Source organism: Vibrio sp. 2132-1 (assembly GCF_033344315.1).
In genome coordinates, this window is sequence record NZ_JAWPON010000008.1 from 209,600 (window position 1) to 235,249 (window position 25,650).

Below are 25,650 nucleotides of genomic sequence, written 5' to 3' on the forward strand. Positions count from 1 at the left end.
GAAATCGTGACCGTCTCTTTATTTTTGTTATTGTTGGCGCTAGGCGCTTTTGTGGGTGTGATGGCGGGGTTACTCGGTATCGGTGGTGGTTTGATTGTTGTTCCTGCCTTGTTGTATTTGCTTCCTCTTGCTGGGATCTCTCCAGAAATGAGTATGCACATGGCCTTAGCCACTTCGTTAGCGAGTATTATTGTCACGTCTGGCTCATCGGCGATGAATCACCTTAAGCTCGGCAATGTCGATATGTTTGTCGTAAAATGGTTGATGCCTGGTGTGGTCATTGGTGGCTTTGTTGGTGCCAATATTGCTGAGTGGATCCCTACACACTATTTGCCGAAAGTGTTTGGTGTCATTGTTCTTTGCCTGTCAGTACAAATGTTTCGTTCCATTAAAGTTACGAGCAGTAAACCTATGCCGAGCAGCCCTGTGACTGTAGTTTACGGCACGGGAATTGGTGTCGTATCAAGCCTTGCTGGTATTGGTGGTGGCTCACTGTCGGTACCATTTTTAAATAAACATGGGATAGAGATGCGTAAAGCGGTGGGCTCATCCTCCGTTTGTGGTTGCGTGATTGCTATTTCTGGTATGATCGGCTTCATCTTACATGGCTATAAAGTGGAAGGCTTACCTTCATACAGTATTGGCTATGTTTATCTTCCCGCTTTATTAGCGATTGCTATGGCCTCGATGCTCACAACAAAAGTGGGTGCGAAGCTGGCAACTAACCTTCCAACTGCGGTATTAAAAAAGATATTCGCGGTGTTCTTAATGTTTGTTGCAGCGACCATGCTGCTCTAAGTTTGTACCCAAGTCATTCTCGCTGAACCAAGCATCTAGAGGTTACTTGGGTATATTTATTTTGTTGTGATAAGAAGAGAATGATTTATGTCTCAGGGATATATTGAATTTCCCAATATTGATCCGGTTTTAATCTCTATTGGTCCTGTTTCGGTTCGTTGGTACGGTTTGATGTACCTTGTGGGCTTTATGTTTGCTCTATGGTTAGCGAACCGACGTGCGGATAAGCCTGGAAGTGGTTGGACACGAGAGCAGGTTTCTGATTTGTTGTTCGCAGGCTTCCTTGGCGTGGTGATTGGTGGCCGTGTAGGCTACGTGCTTTTCTACAATTTTGAGCTCTTCCTGGCTGACCCTTTGTATCTATTTAAAGTGTGGACCGGTGGTATGTCTTTCCACGGGGGCTTACTGGGTGTGATTACCGCGATGTTCTGGTATGCACACAAAAACGGGCGAACTTTCTTCGGTGTTGCTGACTTTATCGCGCCGCTTGTGCCATTTGGTTTGGGTATGGGGCGTTTAGGTAACTTCATGAACAGCGAGTTGTGGGGCCGAGTAACGGATGTGCCTTGGGCGATCGTTTTCCCAAATGGCGGTCCACTGCCACGTCATCCATCACAGCTTTATGAAATGGCGCTTGAAGGTATCGTACTTTTCTTCATCTTGAATTGGTTCATCAAGAAACCTCGTCCTCTAGGTTCTGTTTCAGGGCTATTTTTAGCTGGATATGGTACATTCCGCTTCTTAGTTGAGTACGTGCGCGAACCAGACGCTCATTTGGGTTTATTCGGTGGCTTTATTTCCATGGGACAGATTTTATCCCTGCCAATGGTGGTTATCGGTGTCCTCATGATGGTTTGGGCATACAAACGTGGTCATTACAAAGACGAATTACCACAAAAGACGAAGTAAGGTATTGGTGTGAAACAGTATTTAGATTTGTGTCAACGCATCGTTGACCAAGGTGTTTGGGTTGAAAATGAGCGTACAGGCAAGCGCTGCCTGACCGTAATCAACGCGGATTTAACCTACGATGTTGCGAACAATCAATTTCCGTTGGTCACCACACGTAAAAGTTTTTGGAAAGCGGCCGTTGCAGAGCTATTAGGGTATATTCGTGGTTACGATAATGCGGAAGATTTTCGTAAGCTGGGCACGAAAACTTGGGATGCCAATGCCAACCTAAATGATGCCTGGTTGAATAACCCATACCGTAAAGGTGAAGACGACATGGGCCGTGTCTATGGGGTTCAAGGGCGCGCCTGGGCGAAACCTGATGGTGGTCATGTTGACCAGCTACGTAAGATAGTGGATGACTTAACGCGTGGTGTTGATGACCGCGGTGAAATCTTGAACTTCTACAACCCGGGTGAGTTCCACATGGGGTGCTTGCGTCCTTGTATGTACAGTCACCATTTTTCATTGCTGGATGATACGCTTTACCTGAATAGTACTCAGCGTTCGTGTGATGTACCGCTTGGCTTAAACTTCAATATGGTTCAAGTTTACGTGTTCTTGGCGATTATGGCGCAAATTACGGGCAAGAAACCTGGTCAGGCATTTCATAAGATTGTGAATGCTCACATTTATGAAGACCAGCTTGAACTGATGCGCGATGTTCAGTTGAAGCGTGAGCCATTAAAAGCGCCGACGTTCCATATCAACCCAGAGATTAAATCTCTAGAAGATTTGGAAACATGGGTCACACTGGATGACTTTTGGGTTGAAGGGTACGAGCATCACGATCCTATTCGTTACCCATTCTCAGTGTAACGAGTATCGTTCTTCAAGATATAGAAAAAGCTCCGAATGGAGCTTTTTTCTTTTTTGTACTTAGAAGGTATTATTTTAGTGCACTGACAATATAACGGTGAATTGGGTTGGTCTGCATCGGTGTGGACAGTGCCGGGCTAATAAACTTAGGTTGAGTGAATATTTCTTTACTCACTAATGAACGGATAAGCTCAAAGTACTTCAGCTCTGTTTTCCCGCACAACAATAGTGAAAAGTCATCGCCCAATTTATCATAGGCATTGAGCACCTCTCGGAATCCTCTAAGATACAAGTAATCCTTCGTTAAACCTCCACCTCGATAGACTCGGGCAGTCGTTGTAAATGCTTGAAGATCAGAAGCTTTATACTGTTCTTTTAATAGCATGAACGTATGGCGGAAATCGCGATCCTTGATCATCGACTCTACTGCCAGAACTCGTAAGGCTAAGGTTCTTAGGCGCTTGATACTGAAATGTCCTGACAGATACTCACATAATATAGCCAGCCCTTCTTGAGTGTTGGTATTGGCAGGACAACCTAAGCTCAGGACTTTTAGCGGTTGTTGACGACCGTTAAGCGTAGTCAGGAGATGTACTCCCATTTCATGATGTGCAAGAGCCTCCAGCTCATCAGTGGTGATGTACGCCGCGTGGTTAATTTTGACTCGAGACCCTGAAACTAGTGCGTTTGCTAACATCCCGTCCAACACCTGTATTTCACATTCATACCCATTGCGTTGAGCAAAATTTTGCATGAAACGTGCTATTGCACGGCTATCGTGCTGAGGTTCTTTTTCTTCTTCAGTAGGAAGGTGCAATATGAAATGGGCGTTGGCAATATCTTTGGCGCTCGGTTCCCCATAATAGCGTAAGGAGTTATAAAGAAACTCTTGCGTACCTATGGTATTCACTTGATCCAGTTTATCTGCATAAGACTGAATTACATCCGCGTACAGCCTCTGCAGTTGGGTGTCTTGAATGTTTTCTAGAGGTAGCTCATATAGGCGTCGCTTTGCGCTGTGGGTATCTACGTTAGTAATTGAATATTGAAAATTAGGCTCTTGAGAATATTTGTTTTTAATGAAACGTTCTCTTTCTTGAGCATAATTAAGAGGATTCACGCTACTGAGGATATCAATATCAGCAACCAGTTGGGTTAGGTTTTCGTCTATTGCGAGTAGCTGATCAGAAATAGCGTCATTAAGCTGCGTCATGTTGTCGACTCCAAATGAGATAGCTCAGCATAAGCGTGCTGATGTGGCTCAAATTATCACCGGACAATCGATTTGAACAGTTTAATTATCATAAAAAAGGCTCCACGATGTGGAGCCTAAACAATAAGCGATGGTATGTCGTTGTTGTTACGTTGTTAGGGCTAGAATTGCACCTGGTAGAATAACGAATACTGACATTAGGTAACCACCAACAACTGCTTTATTCTTAATAGCCATTTCAGAAATCATCTCAGCGCCTTTAACCGGAATCTCACGTAGGAATGGAATTCCAAAGATAAACAGCGTCGCCATGATGTTAAATACTAAGTGGACTAGAGCGATTTGTAGTGCGAATACTGCGAACTCTCCAGATACCGCTGTCGCTGCTAGTAGTGCCGTAATACAAGTACCAATGTTAGCACCCAGAGTGAAAGGGTAGATATCTCGTACTTTCAACACGCCAGTACCAACCAACGGAACCATTAAACTTGTCGTGGTTGAGGAAGATTGTACTAGAACGGTCACGATTGAGCCTGATACGATGCCGTGAATAGGACCACGACCGATGGCGTTTTTCAAAATTTCACGTGCGCGACCAACCATTAGGCTCTTCATCAATTTACCCATCACTGTGATTGCAACGAAGATAGTCGCAATACCCAAAGCAATAAGCATGACGCCGCCAACAGTATCACCGAAGGTAGAAAGTGGCTCTTTAATTGCGCCTACGACTGGCTTTGTAATTGGTTTAATAAAGTTGAAGCCCTTAATGCTCATATCACCAGTAGCAAGCAGTGGAGAAACAAGCCAGTGAGAAACTTTCTCTAAAATGCCGAACATCATTTCCAACGGAAGGAAAATAGCGACAGCAAGCAAGTTGAAGAAGTCGTGAATGGTTGCACTTGCAAATGCACGTTTGAACTCTTCTTTACAGCGCACGTGGCCAAGAGACACAAGCGTATTGGTCACTGTGGTACCAATGTTAGCACCCATCACCATAGGGATAGCGGTTTCTACAGGTAAGCCACCTGCAACCAAGCCTACAATAATAGACGTTACAGTACTTGAAGACTGAATTAAGGCTGTTGCCACCAAGCCGATCATTAGACCTGCAACTGGGTGTGCGGCAAATTCAAATAGCACCTTAGCTTGATCGCCAGTTGCCCATTTAAAGCCACTACCAACCATAGATACTGCTAGAAGAAGCAGATATAACATGAATGCCAAGTTAGCCCAGCGTAACCAACGAGCTGTGCTCGAAATTGGTGCCACTGTTGAAGTAGCTTGGTTCATCATAATTTTCTCCGTTGACCTTTCAGTTCATTTTTCGGTCTGTAGTTGAATCTGCGGGCGATGTTAGAGAACAAATATTTCAGTAATATTACAGATTTCTTGCTGTGAGAGATTTTTATTGTTCTTTTTGATAATGGCGTAAAAGAGGAAGAAAATTAATTTTTAACTTGTTGATTTTAATGGTTGAATTTTGATTTCTTTTTGTTTGATTTTTGCGTTTTTTTTGTAGAGAAAATGCGCCTCAGTTCAACTTTTATGACAGTGTTGACTTTATACTTTCGGTAAAACTTATGCTTTTGTAAGGTATTGTATGGTTTTGTCGAGTTTATTGTTTGTCTCTGTCACATTTGGTATAAAAAGTATCACTTTCTTTTCGGGACTCGATCATGTCACATCTAAACTACAACCATCTCTATTATTTCTGGATGGTGTGCAAACAGGGCTCTGTAACTAAGGCGGCTGACGCGCTCTTCCTGACACCGCAAACCGTGACAGGACAGATTAAAGCGCTTGAAGAGCGCATGAAAGGAAAGTTAACCAAGCGCAATGGTCGTACAGTTGAGCCCACTGAGTTAGGTCAGCTTGTGTTTAAGTACGCCGACCGGATGTTCGGTTTGAGCTATGAGATGTTAGATATCGTCAATTACAGCCAGCACTCGAACATTCTATTTGAAGTTGGTGTAGCCGATGCATTATCTAAACGCTTGGTCAGTAAAGTACTGATGACGACCGTCCCGGAAGATAACAGTATTCATTTACGCTGTTATGAATCGACCCACGAACTGCTACTTGAACGCCTTTCTCAGCACAAGCTAGATATGATCCTTTCGGATTGTCCCGTTGATTCTACTCAAAGTCCTGGCCTTTATAGCAAAAAGTTAGGTGAAAGTAGCATGAGCTTTTTTGCTTCTTCTGAAATTGAAAATGTGCGATTCCCTGAGATCTTGGAACAAAAAAAACTTCTGATTCCCGCGAGCCGAACGGCTATGGGGCGTAAAGTTATTCAATGGTTTGATCGTCAAGGCCTTCAACCCAATGTGCTGGGGGAGTTTGATGATGTTGCGTTGATGAAAGCTTTTGCTCGGTACCACGATGATGTGATTTTCTTGGCACCGACCGTATACATGTCGGAGATTGAAGACGACCGAAATTTACAGCTAATTGGCCATGTCGATGGGCTAAAAGAAGAGTACTACGTGATTTTTGCGGAACGAATGATCCAACACCCCGCGGTAAAAAATGTTTGTGATGCTGATTTCAGTCAAATGTTTGAGTAAACCCGTATCGTTGCGTAAATAAATAGATTACTATCAATAAAAATATAATTCTAAATAATATCTAAGTAAGCAAGATACTTGTTTTAGTGAGCAAAACTATTAATTATTGATGGCGCACCAATTAAAATCCTTGGTGGATAATATTGGTGTATCACTAACAACTAAATTAGAGGTTCTAATAATGAAGACTCTGGAAGTGTATCTTGATTTTCTTAGATATATAAATCAGTGCAACACAACAAGCTGGCCAGGGTTGGAATAAGTAAGTTGTAGCTAGAGGTCCAACACATGAATCTACAAGAAATGGAGCAGAACTCCGCAAAAGCCGTCGTGTTGCTCAAAGCGATGGCAAACGAGAGACGCCTACAAATCCTTTGTATGCTGCATAACCAAGAGCTGTCCGTGGGAGAGCTGTGTGCAAAGTTAGAGCTAAGCCAGTCGGCATTATCTCAGCATCTTGCTTGGCTTCGCCGTGATGAGTTAGTCACGACAAGGAAAGAAGCACAAACGGTGTACTACACATTAAAGAGTGATGAAGTGAAAGCGTTAATAAAAACACTGCATAGTCTTTATTGTGCTGAGAGTGCTCAACATTAATTAAATAGTCCTAATATACTGCTCATCTTAGAGTGTGAATCTAACTTGTTGGAATATTTGAGAGTGGCGTTAAACTTTTGATGATAGGGTACTACTCATCGACCAATTTGCTTTGTTCTCAAGTGTTTTATTAGTGCTTTCTAGTTTGAGCGTTATATGGGTAATGAATAAGCTGATGTCTTTAAATGGGACATTCAGAAAAAGAAAAGCTGGCATTGCCAGCTTTTTTTATTAAGAAAATTTTGTAGATATAAAAAAACCGACACAAGGTCGGTTTTTTCTTCACTGTAAAATCAGGACTCTATTAAAGAGCTTTGATTTGTGCAGCGAAACGAGACTTATGGCGAGCTGCTTTATTCTTGTGAATAAGGCCTTTAGTTGCCATGCGGTCTAGGATAGGTGTAACTACAGCGAATGCAGCAGTTGCAGCTTCTTTGTCGCCTGCTTCGATAGCAGCAACAGTTTTCTTCATGTAAGTACGCATCATTGAGCGACGGCTAGCATTGTGCTGACGACGTTTCTCAGCTTGGATAGCGCGCTTCTTAGCAGATTTACTATTTGCCAAGGGTCTAACTCCCAAAAACTTAGTTCTGTGACAATTTAAGGGCGAGGAATATCCCTCATTTGCGCTTAAATGTCAAATGATTTGTGCAAAAACCGATCTAAGCCAAAACAAATTTTGGTAAGAGAGGTTATCGCGGTTAAGATGGCGGGGATTCTAACAGCATTTTTATACCAATGCTAATAATTATCCGCGAAAGGCACACTTATTCCTTACAACCCGCGGATAGATTTTTGACGTCTATTTACAGCACCTGTCAGAGAAACAGTATAGGGTTAGCTGTCTTATGGTGATATTCCGAGGTTACAGTGAGTAAACGACTACTCAAGTCTGGCATGATCGTCAGTGCTATGACATTTATTTCCCGCGTTCTTGGCCTAGTTCGTGATGTTGTAGTGGCAAATTTAATGGGGGCAGGAGCAAGCGCAGACGTCTTTTTCTTCGCCAATAAAATTCCTAATTTTTTACGACGTTTGTTTGCTGAAGGTGCTTTTTCCCAAGCGTTTGTACCTGTTTTAACGGAAAGCCATGCTCAAGGCGACATGGATAAAACTCGGGAGCTCATTGCTCGTGCAGCGGGCACATTGGGGGTGATAGTCTCAATTGTTACCATCTTAGGTATTCTAGGTTCCGGTGTGGTGACTGCACTGTTTGGTTTTGGTTGGTTCCTAGACTGGATGCATGGTGGTCCCGCGGCTGAGAAGTTCGAACTTGCTAGCGTGATGCTCAAGATTACCTTTCCTTATTTATGGTTCATCACTTTTGTTGCCCTATCGGGAGCCATTCTCAATACACTAGGTAAGTTTGCGGTTTCTTCGTTTACTCCCGTCTTCCTCAACGTAATGATCATTTTGGCAGCATGGTTTATCTCGCCGCAGATGTCACAGCCAGAGATTGGTCTTGCCATCGGTGTTTTCCTTGGTGGTTTGGTTCAGTTCTTATTTCAAATCCCTTTCCTTATTAAAGCGGGGGTTATGGTTAAGCCGAAATGGGGCTGGCGCGATCCGGGCGTGGTGAAGATCCGAACCTTAATGATTCCTGCTTTGTTCGGTGTGTCGGTAAGCCAAATCAACTTGTTGTTTGATACTTTTATTGCCAGCTTTCTGCAAACCGGTTCGATCAGTTGGTTGTACTATTCAGATCGCTTGTTGGAATTCCCGTTAGGTCTGTTTGGTATTGCTATTGCAACGGTGATTTTACCAGCATTATCACGCAAACATGTTGACGCACAAAATGAAGGATTCGCACAAACCATGGACTGGGGGGTGCGCATGGTGATCTTACTTGGCCTTCCTGCAATGCTTGGTTTGATGGTACTGGCAAAACCTATGTTGATGGTGTTATTCATGCGAGGTGAGTTTTCGCCACAAGACGTACATCAAGCATCATTGTCACTCTTTGCTTACGCTTCAGGCTTGTTGAACTTTATGCTGATTAAAGTGCTTGCTCCGGGTTATTACTCGCGTCAAGACACCAAAACGCCAGTGAAATACGGCATCATTGCGATGGTGACCAACATGGTATTTAATGCAATTTTTGCGTACTTCTATGGCTACGTTGGCTTGGCTATCGCGACAGCACTATCGGCATTTGTGAATATGGCACTGCTGTATCGTGGCCTGCACATCGCAGAGGTATACCAAATCACTAAGCGAACCGTCTTCTTTATTATACGTTTAGCTATTGCTGGCGCGGCGATGGTTGCGGCAATCTTATGGCAACTGGAAGATATGTCAGTATGGCTGGGCTGGAGCTTTGCTCACCGAAGCGCGGTGCTAGGGATGTTGATTGGTTTAGGAGCCGTCGTTTACCTAGTGGTTCTATTTTTAACTGGTGCGCGTTTAAAAGACCTAAAAGCTGGGACAGACTGAGGGTGATTAGTATATAATCCGTCAGTTTCACACAGTGTAAAGTAAAACAGAGGCAGAAAGCAGTATCCAATGGAACTGATTAGAGGCATTCACAATATCAACCCGCGACATCATGGTTGTGTGCTGACTATTGGCAATTTCGATGGTGTCCATAAAGGCCATCAACAAGTATTGCAGCAAGTGTCTGAGCAAGCGGACAGGCTATCCTTGCCTTCTGTTGTGATGACCTTTGAACCTCAGCCGATGGAGCTGTTTGCCAAAGACAAGGCACCTGCAAGGTTGACGCGATTACGCGATAAGTTCGTGCAATTGAGTAAGCTCGATATTGACCGCTTACTGTGTGTCAATTTCAATCGCCATTTTGCAAGTTTAACCGCGGAAGAGTTTATCCGTGACTTGTTGGTCGAGCGTTTGGGTGTTAAGTTTCTTGTCGTTGGTGATGATTTCTGCTTTGGCAAAGGCCGTACAGGTAACTTTGCAATGCTGCAGGAAGCAGGGGAAAAATACGGCTTTGATGTCGTAAGTACCCAGAGCTTTTGTTTACAACAATTACGTGTCAGCAGTACGGCTATCCGTCAAGCGCTGGCGCGTGACGATTTGCATTCCGCGCAACAGATGCTGGGAAGAAACTACAGCATCAGCGGTCGTGTTTCTCACGGAAGAAAGCTAGGTCGAACCATTGGGTTCCCTACTGCAAATATTCCTTTGAAACGCTGTGTTTCTCCGGTTTCCGGAGTCTATGTTGTTCAAGCGCTTGGCTTAGGAAATAAGCCAGTTGGTGGTGTTGCTAATATTGGTCAAAGACCAACCGTCAATGGTGTTCGCCAACAGTTAGAAGTGCACTTATTCGACTTTCATGCCAATTTATATGGCAAGCAACTAGAAGTGGAACTTTTGCATAAACTTCGAGATGAGCAAAAGTTTGAATCGTTTGAAGCACTTAAACAACAAATCGAATTGGATGCTGAAGCAGCAAGGGTGTGGCTGCGTCAGCTTAAGCGTTGAGCGGTTTATTCCACCGTTCAACATAATGTCTAATTTTCGCCCAATATAACGGAATTAAGAATCGATGAGTGAGTATAAAGATACCCTGAACTTACCTGAAACAGGGTTTCCAATGCGCGGCAACCTGGCCAATCGTGAGCCAGAAATGCTTAAGCGTTGGTACAAAGAAGATCTTTACGGTGAAATCCGTAAAGCTAAGAAAGGCAAAAAGTCATTCGTATTGCACGATGGCCCTCCTTACGCAAATGGTGACATTCATATTGGTCACGCACTAAACAAGATTCTTAAAGACATTATTATTAAATCCAAAACACTTTCAGGTTTTGACGCACCTTACATCCCAGGCTGGGACTGCCACGGTCTACCAATCGAATTAATGGTAGAGAAGAAAGTAGGTAAGCCAGGCCAAAAAGTGACAGCAGCGGAATTCCGCGAGAAATGTCGTGAATACGCAGCAGGTCAGGTTGAAGGTCAGAAAGAGAGCTTCAAACGCCTTGGTATCATGGGTGAGTGGGACAAGCCATACCGCACTATGGATTTCGCAACTGAAGCGAACATTATTCGTGCTCTTGGTAAGATCGCAAGCAATGGTCACCTACTAAAAGGTTTCAAACCTGTTCACTGGTGTACAGACTGTGGTTCTGCTCTTGCTGAAGCGGAAGTAGAATACAAAGATAAAGTATCGCCATCTATCGACGTTCGTTTTAAAGCGGCTGACGAAGCGGCACTGCTATCTAAATTTGAACTGACAGAAGGTCATGAAGGTCACGGTGACGTATCTATCGTTATCTGGACAACAACACCTTGGACACTGCCTGCAAACCGCGCAGTATGTCTACGTGATGATCTAGAGTACGTGCTTATCCAAACAGAAGGCGACAACGCTGAGCGTATCATCGTTGCTGCTGAGCTGGCGAAAGACGTAATGGACCGTGCGGGTATCGAGCACTTCCACAACCTTGGCTTTGCTAAAGGTGCGGACCTAGAGCTTTCTCAATTCCAACACCCATTCTACGATTTCACTGTACCGGCGATCCTTGGTGATCACGTTACGACTGATTCAGGTACTGGTGTTGTTCACACTGCTCCTGGTCACGGTCAAGAAGACTTCGCGGTTGGTAACAAGTACAACCTAGAAGTAGCAAACCCAGTTGGCTCAAACGGTGTTTATCTACCAGATACAGAGCTATTTGCTGGTCAGCACGTATTTAAAGCGAACGATGTAGTAGTAGAAGTACTAAAAGAAAAAGGTGCACTACTACACCACCACGCTTACGAGCACAGCTACCCACACTGTTGGCGTCATAAGACTCCAATCATCTTCCGTGCTACGCCTCAATGGTTCGTTTCTATGGACCAAGCTGGCCTACGTGCTAAAGCATTAAAGTCAATCAAGAATGTAGAGTGGATGCCTGAGTGGGGTCAAAGCCGCATCGAAGGTATGATCGAAGGTCGCCCTGAGTGGTGTATCTCTCGTCAACGTACTTGGGGTGTGCCAATTGCTCTGTTTGTTCATAAAGAAACAGCAGAACTTCATCCAAACACGCTAGAGCTGATCGAGAAAGTCGCGAAGCTGGTTGAAGAGAAAGGCATTCAAGCATGGTGGGATGTAGATGCCGCTGAACTACTAGGTGCTGACGCTGACCAATACGAAAAAGTGCTAGATACGCTAGACGTATGGTTCGATTCAGGTGTCACTCACTTCTCTGTTGTTGATGCTCGTGAAGAGTACAACGGCAACAGTGCAGACCTATACCTAGAAGGTTCTGACCAACACCGTGGTTGGTTCCAGTCTTCTCTAATTTCATCTATCGCGATGAAAGACGAAGCGCCTTACAAACAAGTACTGACACACGGTTTCGTGGTTGACGGTCAGGGGCGTAAGATGTCTAAATCTATCGGTAACGTGGTTGCGCCAAAAGACGTAACTAACAAGCTAGGTGCTGACATTCTTCGTCTATGGGTTGCTTCAACAGACTACACTGGTGAAGTTGCGGTTTCTGATGAAATCCTAAAACGTAGCGCAGATGCTTACCGTCGTATCCGTAACACAGCGCGTTTCTTCCTAGCTAACCTGAGCGGCTTCAACCCTGAAACAGACATCGTTCCTGTTGAAGAGATGGTTGCGCTAGATCGCTGGGCAGTAGGTCGTGCACTAGCAGCACAAGAAGAGATTGTTAAAGCATACGAAGAGTACAACACACACGGTGTAACTCAGCGTCTAATGCAATTCTGTTCAATCGAAATGGGCTCTTTCTACTTAGACGTAATTAAAGACCGTCAGTACACAGCAAAACGTGGCGGCAACGCTCAACGTAGCTGTCAGACAGCACTTTACTACATCGTAGAAGCGCTAGTTCGTTGGATGGCGCCAATCATGTCGTTCACTGCAGATGAAATCTGGAACGAAATGCCAGGCGAGCGCGACAAGTTCGTATTCACTGGTGAGTGGTTCGACGGCCTATTCGGTCTTGCTGAAGGTGAAGAGCTGAACAACGAATTCTGGACTGAGATCCAAGCGGTTCGTGGTGCGGTTAACAAACTTCTAGAAGATGCGCGTAAAGAGAAAACCATTGGTGGTGCACTACAAGCTGAAGTGACTCTATTTGCTGATGACGCACTAGCGGCGAAGATCAACAAACTTGAAGATGAACTGCGCTTTGTTCTACTAACCTCTGCGGCGAAAGTTAAGCCTCTAGGTGAGAAGACTGATGCAGTACAAGCGACAGATATCGAAGGCTTGTTTGTTGAAGTAGCAGCAGCTGAAGGCGAGAAGTGTGACCGTTGTTGGCACCACACGCCAGACGTAGGCACAATCGAAGGTCACGAGAAGATCTGTGGTCGTTGTGTGTCTAACGTAGACGGCGAAGGTGAAGTACGTAAATTCGCGTAATTGCCTAGAACGACTGAACTTTTTTTAAAATTAACAGCCCCAGTATTTACTGGGGCTGTTTGTAGGTAAAGTAATGAGTGAAAAAGCACTGACGTTAAAGCAATCTGGAGTTCGCTGGCTGTGGTTAGCAATTCTGGTATTTATTGCAGATATTGGCATCAAATTGGTGGTGATGGACAACATGGGCTACGGATGGGCAAACCGAATTGAGGTGTTGCCATTCTTCAACCTACTTTATGTTCATAACTACGGTGCTGCATTCAGCTTCTTGAGCGATCAAGCCGGTTGGCAGCGTTGGTTATTTACAGGTATCGCGTTTGTTGTGACGGGTCTTTTGACCTACTGGATGAGCAAGCTTCCAGCAAAAGAAAAATGGAACAACATTGCTTATGCACTGATTATTGGTGGTGCAGTGGGCAACGTGTTTGACCGCGTCGTTCATGGCTTTGTTGTTGATTACCTAGACTTCTTCTGGGGTAACTACCACTGGCCAGCATTCAACCTTGCTGACATGGCGATCTGTATTGGTGCGGCAATGATTATTCTGGATGGCTTCCGTAAAAAAGACGCTGACAAGTAATCTTTTGCGGTATATCGAATAACCCTAAGCGTCGTCCGTTGATTCGAGCGACGCTTTTTATTATGTTGGAGCGCCAATCAGCATATCAATGTATAAAAAGACCAAGCTGACAGCGTAATAACCCAAGAACAAGGAAGCATTAACGTGACAACAATAACCAATGAATCGGTAGTAACCCTTCACTTTACGATTAAAATGAAAGACGGATCGGTTGCAGATAGTACTCATAACATGGGTAAACCAGCGAAGTTTGTTATGGGTGATGGCAGCTTGAGTGAAAACTTTGAGCAGTGCTTGATAGGCCTCGAAACAGGCGCACAAAAAGCGATTGAGCTAAAGGCAGAAGACGCGTTTGGTATGCCAAACCCTGATCATATTCACTATATGGATCGCACTAAATTTGTAGGTGATGCAGAAGTGGAAGTTGGTACAATCATGGCCTTCAGTGGCCCTGATGGCATGGAAATCCCGGGCATTATTACAGAGATTGCAGGCGATTCAGTCACTGTGGACTTCAACCATCCTCTAGCGGGACAAGACGTGACTTTCGAAGTTGAAATTTTGTCAGTAGAATAGCGAACCAAATAAAAGATAACTTCCATGAGCAATGAAATGAAAATCCTGTTAGCTAACCCACGTGGTTTCTGTGCTGGTGTTGACCGCGCGATTAGCATCGTAGAGCGTGCGCTAGAGATGTATCAGCCACCGATTTATGTGCGTCATGAAGTGGTGCATAACCGTTTTGTGGTTGAAGGTCTAAAACAGCGTGGTGCTATCTTCGTTGAAGAACTGCACGAAGTGCCAGACAACAACATTGTGATTTTTTCTGCTCATGGTGTATCGCAGGCAGTTCGTCAGGAAGCCAAGCTGCGTGATTTGACCGTATTTGACGCAACGTGTCCTTTAGTAACCAAAGTGCATATGGAAGTGGCGCGTGCGAGCCGTCGTAATATGGAAGTGGTTCTGATTGGTCACGCAGGTCACCCTGAAGTCGAAGGTACGATGGGGCAATACGCCAGTGAAACCGGTGGTATGTACTTGGTTGAAACTCCAGCCGATGTTGAGAAACTGAAGGCGATTGTGAAAGATCCATCCGATCTTCATTACGTAAGCCAAACGACGCTTTCTGTCGATGAAACTGCCGATGTTATCGAAGAGCTACGCCGCGTGTTCCCAGATATCCAAGGTCCACGTAAAGACGATATCTGTTACGCGACACAAAACCGCCAAGATGCCGTACGTGAATTAGCTGGTGACGTAGATGTGATGGTTGTGGTGGGCTCTAAAAACTCATCAAACTCTACACGTCTTAAAGAGCTAGCTGAAAAGCTAGGGACACCTGGCTACTTAACCGACTGTCCGGAAGATATCAAACCTGAGTGGTTCGAAGGCAAAACAAAGGTCGGCGTGACTGCGGGAGCATCTGCTCCGGAAGAGCTCGTTAATCAGATTCTAGAGCGAATCAAAGAACTCGTTGGTGCCGAAGCGGTTGATGAAGTACTTGGTCGCGAAGAGAATATGTTCTTTGAAGTACCTAAAGAACTGCAAATCAAGCAAGTGGATTAATCTCCATTTATCGAATATTCAAAAGGCGACCTGTGGGTCGCCTTTTTTACATCTCTCTTAACTCATTTAGGTAATCACGAATTTGGTCTTTTCCTAAACCATCGATAATCATATCAGACATCTTCGTGATTCTTCGCTCAAGCGATTGAGCAACCTTTTCGCAATGTGCGTACATGTCTTCATCAGAACCATCGGTCGGAAAAGCATCAACTTGCCAGTTTACTCGAACACCACCTGCAAGCCACTGAGGAGCGGTTTCTTTATGTAAAGAATCACAGAGAATAATAACGATGTCGGGAAGAAACTGAGTTCGCTCCTCCCATGAATGCGTGTGGATATGCGGAATGGGGAGTTGGTGGTCATCTAAATATTTTTGTACCACTGGGTGCACCTTGCCTGTGGGATGTGAGCCTCCACTGGTGACACTAAAATCTGCTGGCAGGATATTGGTTGCGATTGACTCCGCGAGGACGCTTCGTCCAGCGTTGTGCTTACATATGAATAAAACTTTATACATCATCGCCTCGTCTTTTCAGAGCGTCCTATTTATACGCTAGCGGAAACTCAGCGATGATGTGTGAAGTTTTTGTGTTAGTGGCTAATGCCGAGCATCTCTTTGAGCACCTTTAAGTAGCGGCGGCTTACTGGTATCTCAAAGCCTGTTTTGGTAATGATTTCCGCTAACCCATTTTCCAGTAACTTGATTTCGCTAATCGCTTTAATACTGACTAAGTATTGACGATGGCAGCGGACTAGAGGGGTTTTCTCTTCCAACGTTTTTAATGTCAGTTGGGTGCTCGCGGTCTGGCTGGTGGAGCGTACATGCACGCCGCTGATATCACTGTAAGCACATTCCACCGTGTCGGTGGCCATGATAACGATGCGGTTGTGTCCGATGCACGGTATCTGAGCCAACGTGTCAGGTGTAATAGCAGACAGTTGTTGCGTTAGGGCGGATTGGCTAATGACTTTGTTTAGTCGTTTGACCGTTTTAGTTAACCGGCATGGGTCGACAGGTTTGAGCAAGTAATCAAAGGCATTGTCTTCAAATGCTTGAATCGCATACTGATCATAAGCCGTGACAAAAACCACATAAGGCATGGTTTCTGGATCAAGCATCCCAAGTAGTTCAATCCCCGTGACTTGAGGCATTTGGATATCGAGAAACACTACATCAGGCTTAAGTTCATTGATTTTTTTTAGGCCAAGGATTGCGTTTGAGGCATCGCCCACGACCTCAACTTGGCCTGTTTCATCCAGTAACTCTGCTAGCTCTTCACGAGCAAACTGTTCATCATCAATGACGAGTGCGGTTAACATCCAACATTACCTTTATTGCTTCAGCGTGCTTTTATGATTTTGGGGGAATGATAAAGCTCATTTTAGTAAATTGATGTGGCTCGCACGTAATTTTTAGCGCTGCATCACGTCCAAATTGATTAGTGAGACGTTTGTCGACAATTTCTAAACCTAGCCCTGAGTGGTTTTCTTTTGGCGGTTCAAAACTGCCTGCGTTGTCTTCGACGGTAATCAAGTGACCTTGTGGGTGTGCTTCGCTGTATATATGAACTTTACCACCTTCAAGCATGTTTGAAATGCCATGCTTAATGGCATTCTCAACCAAAGGCTGGAGTGTAAAGCTTGGTAATTTGATGTCCAGCAATTCAGGTTGAATATCGATTTCAACCTCTAAGCGGTCCGTAAAACGCGCTTTTTCGATGCTCAAGTACGAGTTCACATGTGCAAGCTCTTCCTTTAGCGTCACGGTATTAATGTTCTGCTTTAAATTGCTGCGGAAGAAGTGCGATAAATTTTGGATTAGCTCGCGCGCTTTGTCAGGGTCACGACGAGTAATCGCACTAATAGTATTGAGTGCATTAAACAAAAAGTGTGGATTCACCTGAGCGTGAAGCAATTTTATTTCTGCTTGGGCGAGTAAGGCTTGTTGTTGTTGGTAATCGCCATAAAGGATTTGGCTAGATAGAAGCTGGGCTATTCCTTCCGCCATCGACATGTTGGCCGTCGAGAACAATTTACGCTTCGGTTCATACAGCTTTATGGTACCAATGACCTCTTTCCCTGCACGCAGTGGGATGATCAGCGCAGATCCGAGCTTGCAATCTTTTGCAATGGAGCATTGGTATGGACGCTCCGCGCCATCAAGATAAATGATGTCGTTTTTCTCCATGGAGTCTAATGTGCTTTGCGATGAAATCGGCGTGTTTGGTTTATGGTGATCATCGCCAATGCCCACAAACGCCAAGATCTTTTCTTGGTCAGTAATCGCGACAGCGCCCACTTTGGTTTCTTCGTAAATAATACGTGCGATTTTCTCTGCGTTTTCGGTGTTGAAGCCGTTGCTTAGAATTCCCACTGAGCGATCAGCAATGGTGAGCGCTCGACGCGAAAACGTCGCAGAAAACTTTTCAAAGATTGCTTTTCTGTCTTGCAGGATACTCATGAACAACGCCGCACCAAATGAGTTCGCGATGATCATAGGCGCTGCAATAGCGGACACCAGTTCATAGGCTTGATCAAAAGGTTTCGCGACGGCGAGCAGCAAAATCATTTGCACCACTTCTGCAACAAACGTGACGCTGAATACGACGCTTGGATTAAACAGCAATGCGCCTTTATTTCGCTTGATAAGGTAAACGTGGAGCAAGCCACCAATTACGCCCTCGGCGGTGGTTGAAATTGCGCAGGCTAGGTCAGTAAAGCCACCAAGAGAGTATCGATGGATGCCACCAGTAAATCCGACGGCGAAACCTACAACAGGTCCACCAAACAGCCCGCCCATAACTGCGCCGATCGCACGAGTATTGGCAATAGCATCGTTGATGTGCAGACCGAAATAGGTGCCGAGAATACAAAAGCCAGAGAAGAGTACGTAACAAATTAGGCGGTGGCTTAAGCGCGAAGAAATACTCAGCAAAGGTAAGATGATTGGCGTTTTACTTAGCATGTAAGCCAAAACTAAGTACACACACATCTGTTGTAAAAGGGAGATGACCAGTTCCATAGTGAACCTAACCTAGAATCAATGTTGTTATTGTATACCTAAGTAACCTCAAGATGCTTGGCTCAGATAGATAAGAACAGCTAAGTAAATGATGCTGCGCTGTGCTTTCTGAACCTTAAAGTGACTTGGGTATAAAACAAAAAGAGCCTGCAATTGGCAGGCTCCTATCTTAGTCACTCAGATGTGACGAGTATTACGCTGTTTCTGATACGGCTTGTGGTTTCTCTTCGTTAGCCAGTTCAGTTTCACCTTTACCCTTAGAGGTTTTGATAACGTAACCTGTCACAGCTAGGGCAAACACAATACCTACGATAGTTGATAGTTGCATTGGCAGACCAAAACCTAGCGAGCTGTTGTTTAAGATGAACGTGACACATACCGTGGTCATGAAGATAGCTGGGATAGTGGTAATCCAGTGCAGCTTGTTGTGACGCAGTAGGTAAGCGGACGCAGTCCAAAGCATCATTACCGCTGTTGTTTGGTTTGCAAAACCGAAGTAGCGCCAGATAATGCCGAAGTCTACTTGAGTTAAGATACCGCCGATAACGAACAGTGGAAGTGCCATCAGTAGACGGTTACGTAGCGTTTTTTGTTCCATGTTGAAGTATTCAGCAAGGATCAAGCGGCTTGAACGGAACGCTGTATCGCCAGACGTAATTGGTAGGATAACCACACCCAGGAACGCAAGGATACCACCGAACACACCTAGCAGACCAAATGATGCGCTGTATACCACGTTACCAGGGCCACCGTTTTTCACAGCTTCTGATAGAGCGTCTAGAGAGCCGAAGAAAGACAGAGCGATAGCACACCAAATTAGCGCGATAACACCTTCACCAATCATTGCACCGTAGAATACGAAGCGACCGTTTTTCTCATTTTCCATACAACGCGCCATCAGTGGAGACTGAGTTGCGTGGAAGCCAGAGATAGCGCCACATGCGATAGTGATGAACAATGCAGGCCATAACGGCATGTCATTTGGGTTGAGGTTAGAGAACATGTCCGAAACTTGGAAGTCACCCATTACTGTGTGTTCGCTAGAGAAAGCAACGGCTGTCATTAGACCAACAGACATAAAGATAAGTAGGGCGCCAAACAGTGGGTAGAAACGACCAATGATTTTATCGACAGGAACAATCGTCGCAATGATGTAGTAAGCAAAGATAGCAATAACCATTGTAGTCATGCTTACGCTCAAGCTTGTTTGATCATTGATGAGGTTAGTAATCATGCCAGCAGGGGCTGAAACGAACACTACGCCAACTAGAAGCAATAGGACAATGGCAAAAATATTCATAAAGTGTTTTGCGCCATTACCTAGGTAGCGACCTGTAATGGTAGGTACAGATGCACCGCCGTTACGCACTGAAAGCATGCCTGAGAAGTAATCGTGTACTGCACCAGCAAAAATACAACCGACTACAATCCAAAGCATCGCCGCAGGACCGTATAGTGCCCCCATGATCGGGCCAAAAATTGGACCAACACCTGCGATGTTAAGTAGTTGAACTAGGTAAACTTTCTTTGTTGACATTGGAACGAAGTCAACACCGTCCGATTTGGTGTGAGCTGGCGTTTGGCGTTTTTCATTGATGCCGAAAATCTTCTCGACGAAAGCACCGTAGATGAAGTATCCGCCGATTAGGGCTGCGACACAGGTTAGAAACCACATCATAGCAATTGTCCTTGGTCTTAGTTGGGTAGGGTAATTTTTTAATCTCAGGATGCATGTTATGCGTCACTTGTGTTAAATGCATTCGGTTAGTAGATGAGTGGTCGAATAGAGCACTGAGTGGTCGATATGCTGCTTGAGCGGTTTTTAAAAATGGCGAAAGGTTGATGACAGTCTTGAGCGGCTGATTTGAGTCATCAGTGGTTAAATCTGCAAGCTCAGCGGCAAGCGCCAATAATTAGTGGTAAGCTTATTTTTGAAAACAATTACTTAAGGAAGAACCATGAAAAAGGTAACGGTAGGTCTGGCACTGGCTTTACTTGCAGGATGCACAGCAACGACAGCAGATCTTGCCAAGTCGGGAGATTGGCATCAGATCGGATATCAAGATGGCATAACCGGACACACATCGCGCACGATGGGCGAGCTTCGTGAATTGGGTAGTGTTAAGCAAAGTGACTACGACCAAGGTTATTTAGAAGGTTTACGTGAGTACTGTAATCCTGCTTTTGCGTATCAAATGGGGTTATCTGGTCAGTATTACGAAGGGGTTTGTGAAGGTACTGAGCAAGCGCAAAAATTCCGCATGGAATGGCAACGTGGTTGGAATGAATACTCAAATTAATAGTCAATAAAGCCGTTGTTACACTGTCTGCATCACATAAATGTGGCAAAGTCTTCCTTATTAAACTATGTTCATATTGCTTGATAGTGAGCACAGAAAAAAGGAATCACATTATGTCAACGCAAATGGCTGGTGGCTGGAGTCCATTTCATGAACTCACAGCAGAGAATAAAGAAGTATTTGCTAAAGGTATCGAGGGGTTTGTCGGTGTCAAATACTCCCCTTTGGTTGTGGCTACTCAAGTCGTAGCCGGACAAAACTATGCGTTTTTCTGTAATGCAGAAGTTGTCTACCCTGGAGCACAACCATACCCAGCAATGGTTCATATGTTCAGTGACCTTGAAGGTAAAGTCGGTATTACTCACATTGAACGATTGAACTACTAAATTAAGCCATAAAAGGCGCCTGACTTTTAAATAAGTGAGGCGCTTTATTGATTAAGATTGATTAGCTTGCTCGATCACGACTTTTCTTAAATATCCTTGCTTGGCGTTCAGTTGCTCAGTTGCGCTTTCTTTATCCAGCCCGGTTAAAATCATCAAAATCGCTAACTTGGCGTCGTAGTCAGTTTCTTTGAGCGCCGTTTTAGCCTCTTGGTTAGTACAATCTGTTGCTTGCATAACAATACGAGCCGCTCTTGCAACTAGCTTTGCATTCGTCGCTTTCACATCTACCATTAAGTTCTGATAACTTTTGCCCAGGCGAATCATGCTTGCGGTAGTGAGCATGTTCAGTACGAGTTTTTGTGCTGTCCCTGATTTTAAGCGAGTGGATCCCGTTAACGCTTCAGGTCCAACAACGGGGCTAATCGCAATATCAGCAATATCTGCAATCGGAGAGTCAGGGTTACAAGATAGTGCTACAGTGGTGGCACCAAGCTCGTTCGCATACTCTAAGCCACCAATCACGTAAGGTGTTCGTCCACTTGCCGCAATACCAACGACGACATCGCGTTGTGTTAGCGTATTCTCTTTAAGATCTTGCTCGCCCAATGCTGGGTCGTCCTCCGCCCCTTCTTTTGCACGGAACATTGCCTCTTTTCCACCGGCAATAATACCAACGACCATCTCTGGATCTGTGCCAAAAGTTGGTGGGCATTCTGAAGCGTCCAAAACGCCAAGTCGACCACTGGTACCCGCACCGATGTAAAACAACCGACCTCCGACCTTAAATGCTTCCGTGATCTTATCAACGGCTTCAGCGATCTCAGGCAACACTTTTTCAACGGCAAGAGGAACGAGTTTGTCCTGTTGGTTGATGCGTTGAACAATATCGAGAGAAGGCAGCAAGTCGATGTCCATGGTGTCTGGGTTTCGCCCTTCAGATACCAGATGGGATAAAGCTGCGATAAGTGCATCGTTCGTCATAATGAATTAAGCCTTTTTGTTTAGGATCTATTGCCCTTAATTTTTTGAATAGAGTACACCCAGTGAAGCGAGACGACTTGCCCCCGTAACTTCCGGTAAGTTGCTAGGGAGGCCGTGAATATGGCGCTGCGCAAGCCAAGCAAACGCCATTGCTTCCATGTAGTCGCCATCAACACCTTTTTCTGCCGTTGTCGCAACGCTCCATTGTGGCAATAACTTAGCTAGTCGCTGCATTAAAAGTGGGTTTCTTGCTCCACCGCCACAGACCAATAGTTGAGGCGTGCTGCCATGAGAAAACTTGTCGACTTCGTTGGCAATGGTAATTGCAGAATACTCGCAAAGTGTACGTTGTACGTCTTCGATTGGTAAATTGTGATGGGCCAGTTGTTGATGCAGCCAGTCAATATTGAACAGTTCTCGCCCGGTACTTTTAGGGGCAGGCATGGCGAGGTAAGCTTCTTTGAGTAATTGAATCAACAAAGTAGCGTTTACCGTTCCTTTAAGTGCAAATTGTGCATCTTCGTCGAAGCTTTGCCCAGTATGCAGCGCACACCATGCGTCCATCAACATATTGCCCGGGCCTGTGTCATAGCCAATGACTGGTTGTTCTGGATGCAGTACCGAGATATTGGCAATGCCTCCAATGTTAAGTACCACAGTTGTGGAATCCTGCATCGCAAAAATGCTTTTATGGAAAGCAGGGACGAGTGGGGCACCTTGTCCACCTAGCGCCATGTCTTTACGACGAAAATCCGCTACCGTATCAATGCCTGTTTTGACCGCGATAATGTTTGCATCGCCCAATTGAGTGGTAAACGGCAAGTTTCCGGTAGGCTGATGGAACACTGTTTGACCGTGATTACCAATCGCACGAATTTGCTCTGCGACGTAACCAGACTTATTGAGCAGCTGTAACACAGCATCTGCAAATAGGTGGCCGAGCTGGTGGTCAAGTTCACCTATGGCTTTTAAATTTGTTGCTTGACCGGTACAAACAGATAACAGCATGTCTTTTAGCGCTTCGGGCATTGGGTAGTCGTCGTGCGCAATCAGGCGAACATGCTCATCGCTTATTTCAACTAGAGCGGTATCAACGCCATCCATACTCGTTCCAGACATCACACCAATGTACAGTTCGTTAAATTTCATAGCCGATCTCGTCAATTCTTCATTCACTTATTGTAAAGCAAATCTGAAGCGAATAACCTCATCGAATACGAGATATTCAGCCGATTTTGAGGAGAAAACATGGGACCGTTATGGGTTGACGTTGCGGGGTATGAACTGACCGCTGAAGACAAAGAAATCTTGGAGCATCCTACGGTTGGTGGCTTAATTCTATTTGCTCGCAACTATCATGATAGCGAACAGCTTCAAGCACTTACTCAATCCATCCGAAAGGCGGCTAAGCGCCCGTTTTTGATCGGTGTGGATCAAGAAGGCGGCCGAGTGCAGCGCTTTCGTGAAGGTTTCTCATTAATTCCTGCTGCTGATGAGTACGCTAAACATCAAAATGGTGAAGAGCTTGCTCGTATGGGCGGTTGGTTAATGGCAGCAGAGCTGATTGCCCATGATATTGATTTAAGCTTTGCCCCGGTACTTGACCAAGGCCATCAATGTAAAGCGATCGGTAACCGTGCATTCGGTGAAGATGCCGATACCATTCTTCGCTATAGCACTGCTTATATGCAAGGAATGAAGAGTGTTGGCATGGCAACGACAGGCAAGCACTTCCCTGGACATGGTGGCGTGATTGCAGACTCACATCTAGAAACACCATACGACGAGCGCAGTGATATTTTTGAACAAGATATGGCGATCTTCAAAGCGCAAATTGATGCCGGTATTTTAGATGCCATGATGCCTGCTCACGTGATTTTCCCACATTATGATGCTCAACCAGCCAGCGGTTCTGAATACTGGTTAAAACAGGTCCTGCGTCAGCAATTGGGTTTTAAAGGTTTGGTTTTTTCGGATGACTTGACCATGGAAGGCGCTGCGATTATGGGCAGCCCAGCCGAGCGAGGTGCTCAAGCATTGAGAGCTGGTTGCGATATGTTGTTAATGTGTAATAAACGAGAAGCGCACGTTGAGGTATTAGACAACTTACCGGTTTCAACCGTGCCACTCGCGGATGGATTACTAAAAAAACAGTCATTTTCTCCAAGCGAACTTAAGCTATCTCAAGAGTGGAAAGCGGCGAGTGAAGCGATGAAACGCTTGACTAGCTAAACCTCTTGTAAAAGATTCAAAACAGCGATGAGAAGCCAAAGTTAATTATACTTTGGCTTTTTATTTAACTGTAAACCTAGGTTTACACTAAATGTTTTTTATTCTGTACGCTTGTTTTTCTTTTTTAGCCTGTTATCTTGTCGTTAAAGCTTAGTTGTCTCACCAAAGGTTTGGTTGGGTGTAAAAATAAATATACAGGTTAGAGTTATGCAGAAAAGTGAGTTGAGCAATATTAATATTATCGAAGAACAGGTTCTTATTACTCCGGAGGAACTAAAAACCAAGCTTCCTTTGAGTGAAAAAGCACGTCGCTTTATTCAAGAGTCTCGTCAAACTATCGCTAATATTATTCACAAGAAGGATCACCGCCTGCTTGTTGTATGCGGTCCATGTTCTATCCACGACGTAGAAGCGGCGAAGGATTACGCAAAGCGACTTAAAGCACTCTCTGAACAACTAAGTGACCAACTGTATATTGTTATGCGTGTTTACTTTGAGAAGCCGCGCACCACGGTCGGCTGGAAAGGCCTGATCAATGACCCACACCTAGACGGCAGTTTCGATATTGAACACGGTCTGCATGTTGGACGCGAACTTCTGGTGGAGTTGGCAGAGATGGAAATCCCGCTCGCGACTGAGGCTCTAGACCCAATTAGCCCACAATACTTGGCGGATACTTTTAGCTGGGCAGCCATCGGTGCTCGTACGACGGAGTCACAAACTCACCGTGAAATGGCAAGCGGCCTGTCTATGCCAATCGGTTTTAAGAATGGCACCGATGGCAGTTTGGCAACCGCAATTAACGCGATGCAAGCTGCGTCCTCTAGCCACCGTTTTATGGGAATTAACCGTGAGGGACAAGTCGCACTGTTGACCACCCAGGGCAATGCTAATGGACATGTGATCTTACGTGGCGGCAAGCAAACTAACTACGATTCGGTATCAGTCACTGAGTGTGAGCAAGAGATGGCGAAATCTGGTCTTGATGCTTCATTAATGGTGGATTGCAGTCACGCCAACTCACGTAAAGATTACCGTCGCCAGCCATTAGTCGCGGAGGATGTGATTCATCAAATCCGTGAAGGCAATAAATCTATTATCGGTCTTATGATTGAAAGCCATATCAATGAAGGAAATCAATCTTCTGACTTAGCTCTTGAAGAGATGAAATACGGTGTATCTATCACTGACGCATGTATCAATTGGGATTCAACTGAGGCACTATTACGTCATGCACATGAAGAGCTAGTGCCTTTCTTAGAAAATCGTCTAAAGGCTAATTAATACAGGATTTAAGGAACATC

24 protein-coding genes are annotated in these 25,650 nt (G+C 44.9%); 15 read left to right on the forward strand and 9 right to left on the reverse strand.

Features of this window, described 5'->3' with window-relative positions; translation table 11 throughout:
- Positions 1-6 precede the first annotated feature (6 nt).
- The 3 genes from R8N47_RS11345 to R8N47_RS11355 all read left to right on the forward strand — a co-directional run bounded on the left by R8N47_RS11345 (position 7) and on the right by R8N47_RS11355 (position 2,568).
- Complete coding sequence (locus R8N47_RS11345) at positions 7-798, forward strand: sulfite exporter TauE/SafE family protein (protein WP_005385965.1); 792 nt, start codon at positions 7-9, stop codon at positions 796-798.
- Positions 799-885: 87 nt separating this feature from the next.
- Positions 886-1,707, forward strand: coding sequence for a prolipoprotein diacylglyceryl transferase (lgt, locus tag R8N47_RS11350; RefSeq protein ID WP_005381948.1), 822 nt, complete (start codon positions 886-888; stop codon positions 1,705-1,707).
- Positions 1,708-1,716: 9 nt separating this feature from the next.
- Positions 1,717-2,568, forward strand: a complete 852-nt coding sequence (locus R8N47_RS11355; protein ID WP_005381947.1) for a thymidylate synthase — start codon at positions 1,717-1,719, stop codon at positions 2,566-2,568.
- 70 nt (positions 2,569-2,638) lie between these two features.
- Here the strand turns inward: R8N47_RS11355 and R8N47_RS11360 are convergent, their stop codons facing one another.
- Positions 2,639-3,781: a flavohemoglobin expression-modulating QEGLA motif protein gene (locus R8N47_RS11360; RefSeq protein WP_053306894.1), complete on the reverse strand. Its 1,143-nt coding sequence runs from the start codon at positions 3,779-3,781 to the stop codon at positions 2,639-2,641.
- 147 nt (positions 3,782-3,928) lie between these two features.
- Positions 3,929-5,074 carry a Na/Pi symporter gene (locus R8N47_RS11365; RefSeq protein ID WP_025768431.1) on the reverse strand — a complete coding sequence of 382 codons (1,146 nt, stop codon included), beginning with the start codon at positions 5,072-5,074 and terminating at the stop codon, positions 3,929-3,931.
- A 386-nt stretch (positions 5,075-5,460) separates the two neighbouring features.
- Here R8N47_RS11365 and nhaR point away from each other — a divergent pair, with 386 nt between their 5' ends.
- Together nhaR and R8N47_RS11375 are read left to right on the forward strand one after the other, a co-directional pair.
- Entirely contained in the window at positions 5,461-6,351 is an 891-nt protein-coding gene (gene nhaR, locus R8N47_RS11370) for a transcriptional activator NhaR (protein WP_005381942.1), read from the forward strand.
- 288 nt (positions 6,352-6,639) lie between these two features.
- On the forward strand, positions 6,640-6,948 hold the full coding sequence (locus tag R8N47_RS11375) for an ArsR/SmtB family transcription factor (protein WP_005381940.1): 309 nt from the start codon (positions 6,640-6,642) through the stop codon (positions 6,946-6,948).
- Between the two features lie 304 nt (positions 6,949-7,252).
- On the opposite strand, the gene rpsT is transcribed toward R8N47_RS11375, so the two are convergent.
- A complete protein-coding gene (gene rpsT / locus R8N47_RS11380) occupies positions 7,253-7,513 on the reverse strand; it encodes a 30S ribosomal protein S20 (protein WP_005381938.1) in 261 nt (86 codons plus the stop codon).
- A 305-nt stretch (positions 7,514-7,818) separates the two neighbouring features.
- Between rpsT and murJ the strand changes: the two genes are divergently transcribed.
- The 6 genes from murJ (at position 7,819) to ispH (ending at position 15,425) form a co-directional block, all read left to right on the forward strand.
- Positions 7,819-9,381, forward strand: coding sequence for a murein biosynthesis integral membrane protein MurJ (murJ, locus tag R8N47_RS11385; RefSeq protein WP_064353635.1), 1,563 nt, complete (start codon positions 7,819-7,821; stop codon positions 9,379-9,381).
- 69 nt (positions 9,382-9,450) lie between these two features.
- The gene (gene ribF, locus R8N47_RS11390) at positions 9,451-10,386 is read left to right on the forward strand and encodes a bifunctional riboflavin kinase/FAD synthetase (RefSeq protein ID WP_005381933.1); all 936 of its coding nucleotides are present in this window, start codon (positions 9,451-9,453) and stop codon (positions 10,384-10,386) included.
- A gap of 64 nt (positions 10,387-10,450) precedes the next feature.
- A complete protein-coding gene (ileS, locus tag R8N47_RS11395; protein ID WP_064353636.1) occupies positions 10,451-13,279 on the forward strand; it encodes an isoleucine--tRNA ligase in 2,829 nt (942 codons plus the stop codon).
- Positions 13,280-13,352: 73 nt separating this feature from the next.
- Entirely contained in the window at positions 13,353-13,859 is a 507-nt protein-coding gene (gene lspA, locus R8N47_RS11400; RefSeq protein WP_005385948.1) for a signal peptidase II, read from the forward strand.
- A 144-nt stretch (positions 13,860-14,003) separates the two neighbouring features.
- Positions 14,004-14,435: an FKBP-type peptidyl-prolyl cis-trans isomerase gene (gene fkpB, locus R8N47_RS11405; RefSeq protein WP_005381922.1), complete on the forward strand. Its 432-nt coding sequence runs from the start codon at positions 14,004-14,006 to the stop codon at positions 14,433-14,435.
- A gap of 24 nt (positions 14,436-14,459) precedes the next feature.
- On the forward strand, positions 14,460-15,425 hold the full coding sequence (ispH, locus tag R8N47_RS11410) for a 4-hydroxy-3-methylbut-2-enyl diphosphate reductase (RefSeq protein ID WP_017636164.1): 966 nt from the start codon (positions 14,460-14,462) through the stop codon (positions 15,423-15,425).
- A 46-nt stretch (positions 15,426-15,471) separates the two neighbouring features.
- Here ispH and R8N47_RS11415 read toward each other — a convergent pair whose 3' ends face one another.
- The 4 genes from R8N47_RS11415 to R8N47_RS11430 form a co-directional block, all read right to left on the reverse strand.
- Complete coding sequence (locus R8N47_RS11415; RefSeq protein WP_064353637.1) at positions 15,472-15,945, reverse strand: low molecular weight phosphatase family protein; 474 nt, start codon at positions 15,943-15,945, stop codon at positions 15,472-15,474.
- Between the two features lie 71 nt (positions 15,946-16,016).
- The gene (gene btsR, locus R8N47_RS11420; RefSeq protein ID WP_064353638.1) at positions 16,017-16,745 is read right to left on the reverse strand and encodes a two-component system response regulator BtsR; all 729 of its coding nucleotides are present in this window, start codon (positions 16,743-16,745) and stop codon (positions 16,017-16,019) included.
- Between the two features lie 31 nt (positions 16,746-16,776).
- Positions 16,777-18,447 (reverse strand): sensor histidine kinase, encoded by a 1,671-nt coding sequence (locus R8N47_RS11425; protein WP_005381915.1) that lies wholly within the window; start codon positions 18,445-18,447, stop codon positions 16,777-16,779.
- 193 nt (positions 18,448-18,640) lie between these two features.
- The gene (locus R8N47_RS11430; RefSeq protein WP_064353639.1) at positions 18,641-20,125 is read right to left on the reverse strand and encodes a carbon starvation protein A; all 1,485 of its coding nucleotides are present in this window, start codon (positions 20,123-20,125) and stop codon (positions 18,641-18,643) included.
- Between the two features lie 280 nt (positions 20,126-20,405).
- On the opposite strand from R8N47_RS11430, the gene R8N47_RS11435 reads away from it, so the two are divergent.
- Positions 20,406-20,747, forward strand: a complete 342-nt coding sequence (locus R8N47_RS11435; RefSeq protein WP_064353640.1) for a DUF2799 domain-containing protein — start codon at positions 20,406-20,408, stop codon at positions 20,745-20,747.
- Between the two features lie 113 nt (positions 20,748-20,860).
- Positions 20,861-21,133, forward strand: a complete 273-nt coding sequence (locus R8N47_RS11440; protein ID WP_005381911.1) for a hypothetical protein — start codon at positions 20,861-20,863, stop codon at positions 21,131-21,133.
- A 51-nt stretch (positions 21,134-21,184) separates the two neighbouring features.
- Here the strand turns inward: R8N47_RS11440 and murQ are convergent, their stop codons facing one another.
- Both murQ and R8N47_RS11450 read right to left on the reverse strand, forming a co-directional pair.
- The gene (murQ, locus tag R8N47_RS11445) at positions 21,185-22,114 is read right to left on the reverse strand and encodes an N-acetylmuramic acid 6-phosphate etherase (protein WP_025768437.1); all 930 of its coding nucleotides are present in this window, start codon (positions 22,112-22,114) and stop codon (positions 21,185-21,187) included.
- A 36-nt stretch (positions 22,115-22,150) separates the two neighbouring features.
- Positions 22,151-23,263: an anhydro-N-acetylmuramic acid kinase gene (locus R8N47_RS11450; protein ID WP_064353641.1), complete on the reverse strand. Its 1,113-nt coding sequence runs from the start codon at positions 23,261-23,263 to the stop codon at positions 22,151-22,153.
- A gap of 99 nt (positions 23,264-23,362) precedes the next feature.
- Here R8N47_RS11450 and nagZ point away from each other — a divergent pair, with 99 nt between their 5' ends.
- Together nagZ and R8N47_RS11460 are read left to right on the forward strand one after the other, a co-directional pair.
- Positions 23,363-24,346, forward strand: coding sequence for a beta-N-acetylhexosaminidase (gene nagZ, locus R8N47_RS11455; protein WP_005381905.1), 984 nt, complete (start codon positions 23,363-23,365; stop codon positions 24,344-24,346).
- Between the two features lie 207 nt (positions 24,347-24,553).
- Positions 24,554-25,630, forward strand: coding sequence for a 3-deoxy-7-phosphoheptulonate synthase (locus R8N47_RS11460; protein ID WP_005381904.1), 1,077 nt, complete (start codon positions 24,554-24,556; stop codon positions 25,628-25,630).
- Positions 25,631-25,650: the final 20 nt, after the last annotated feature.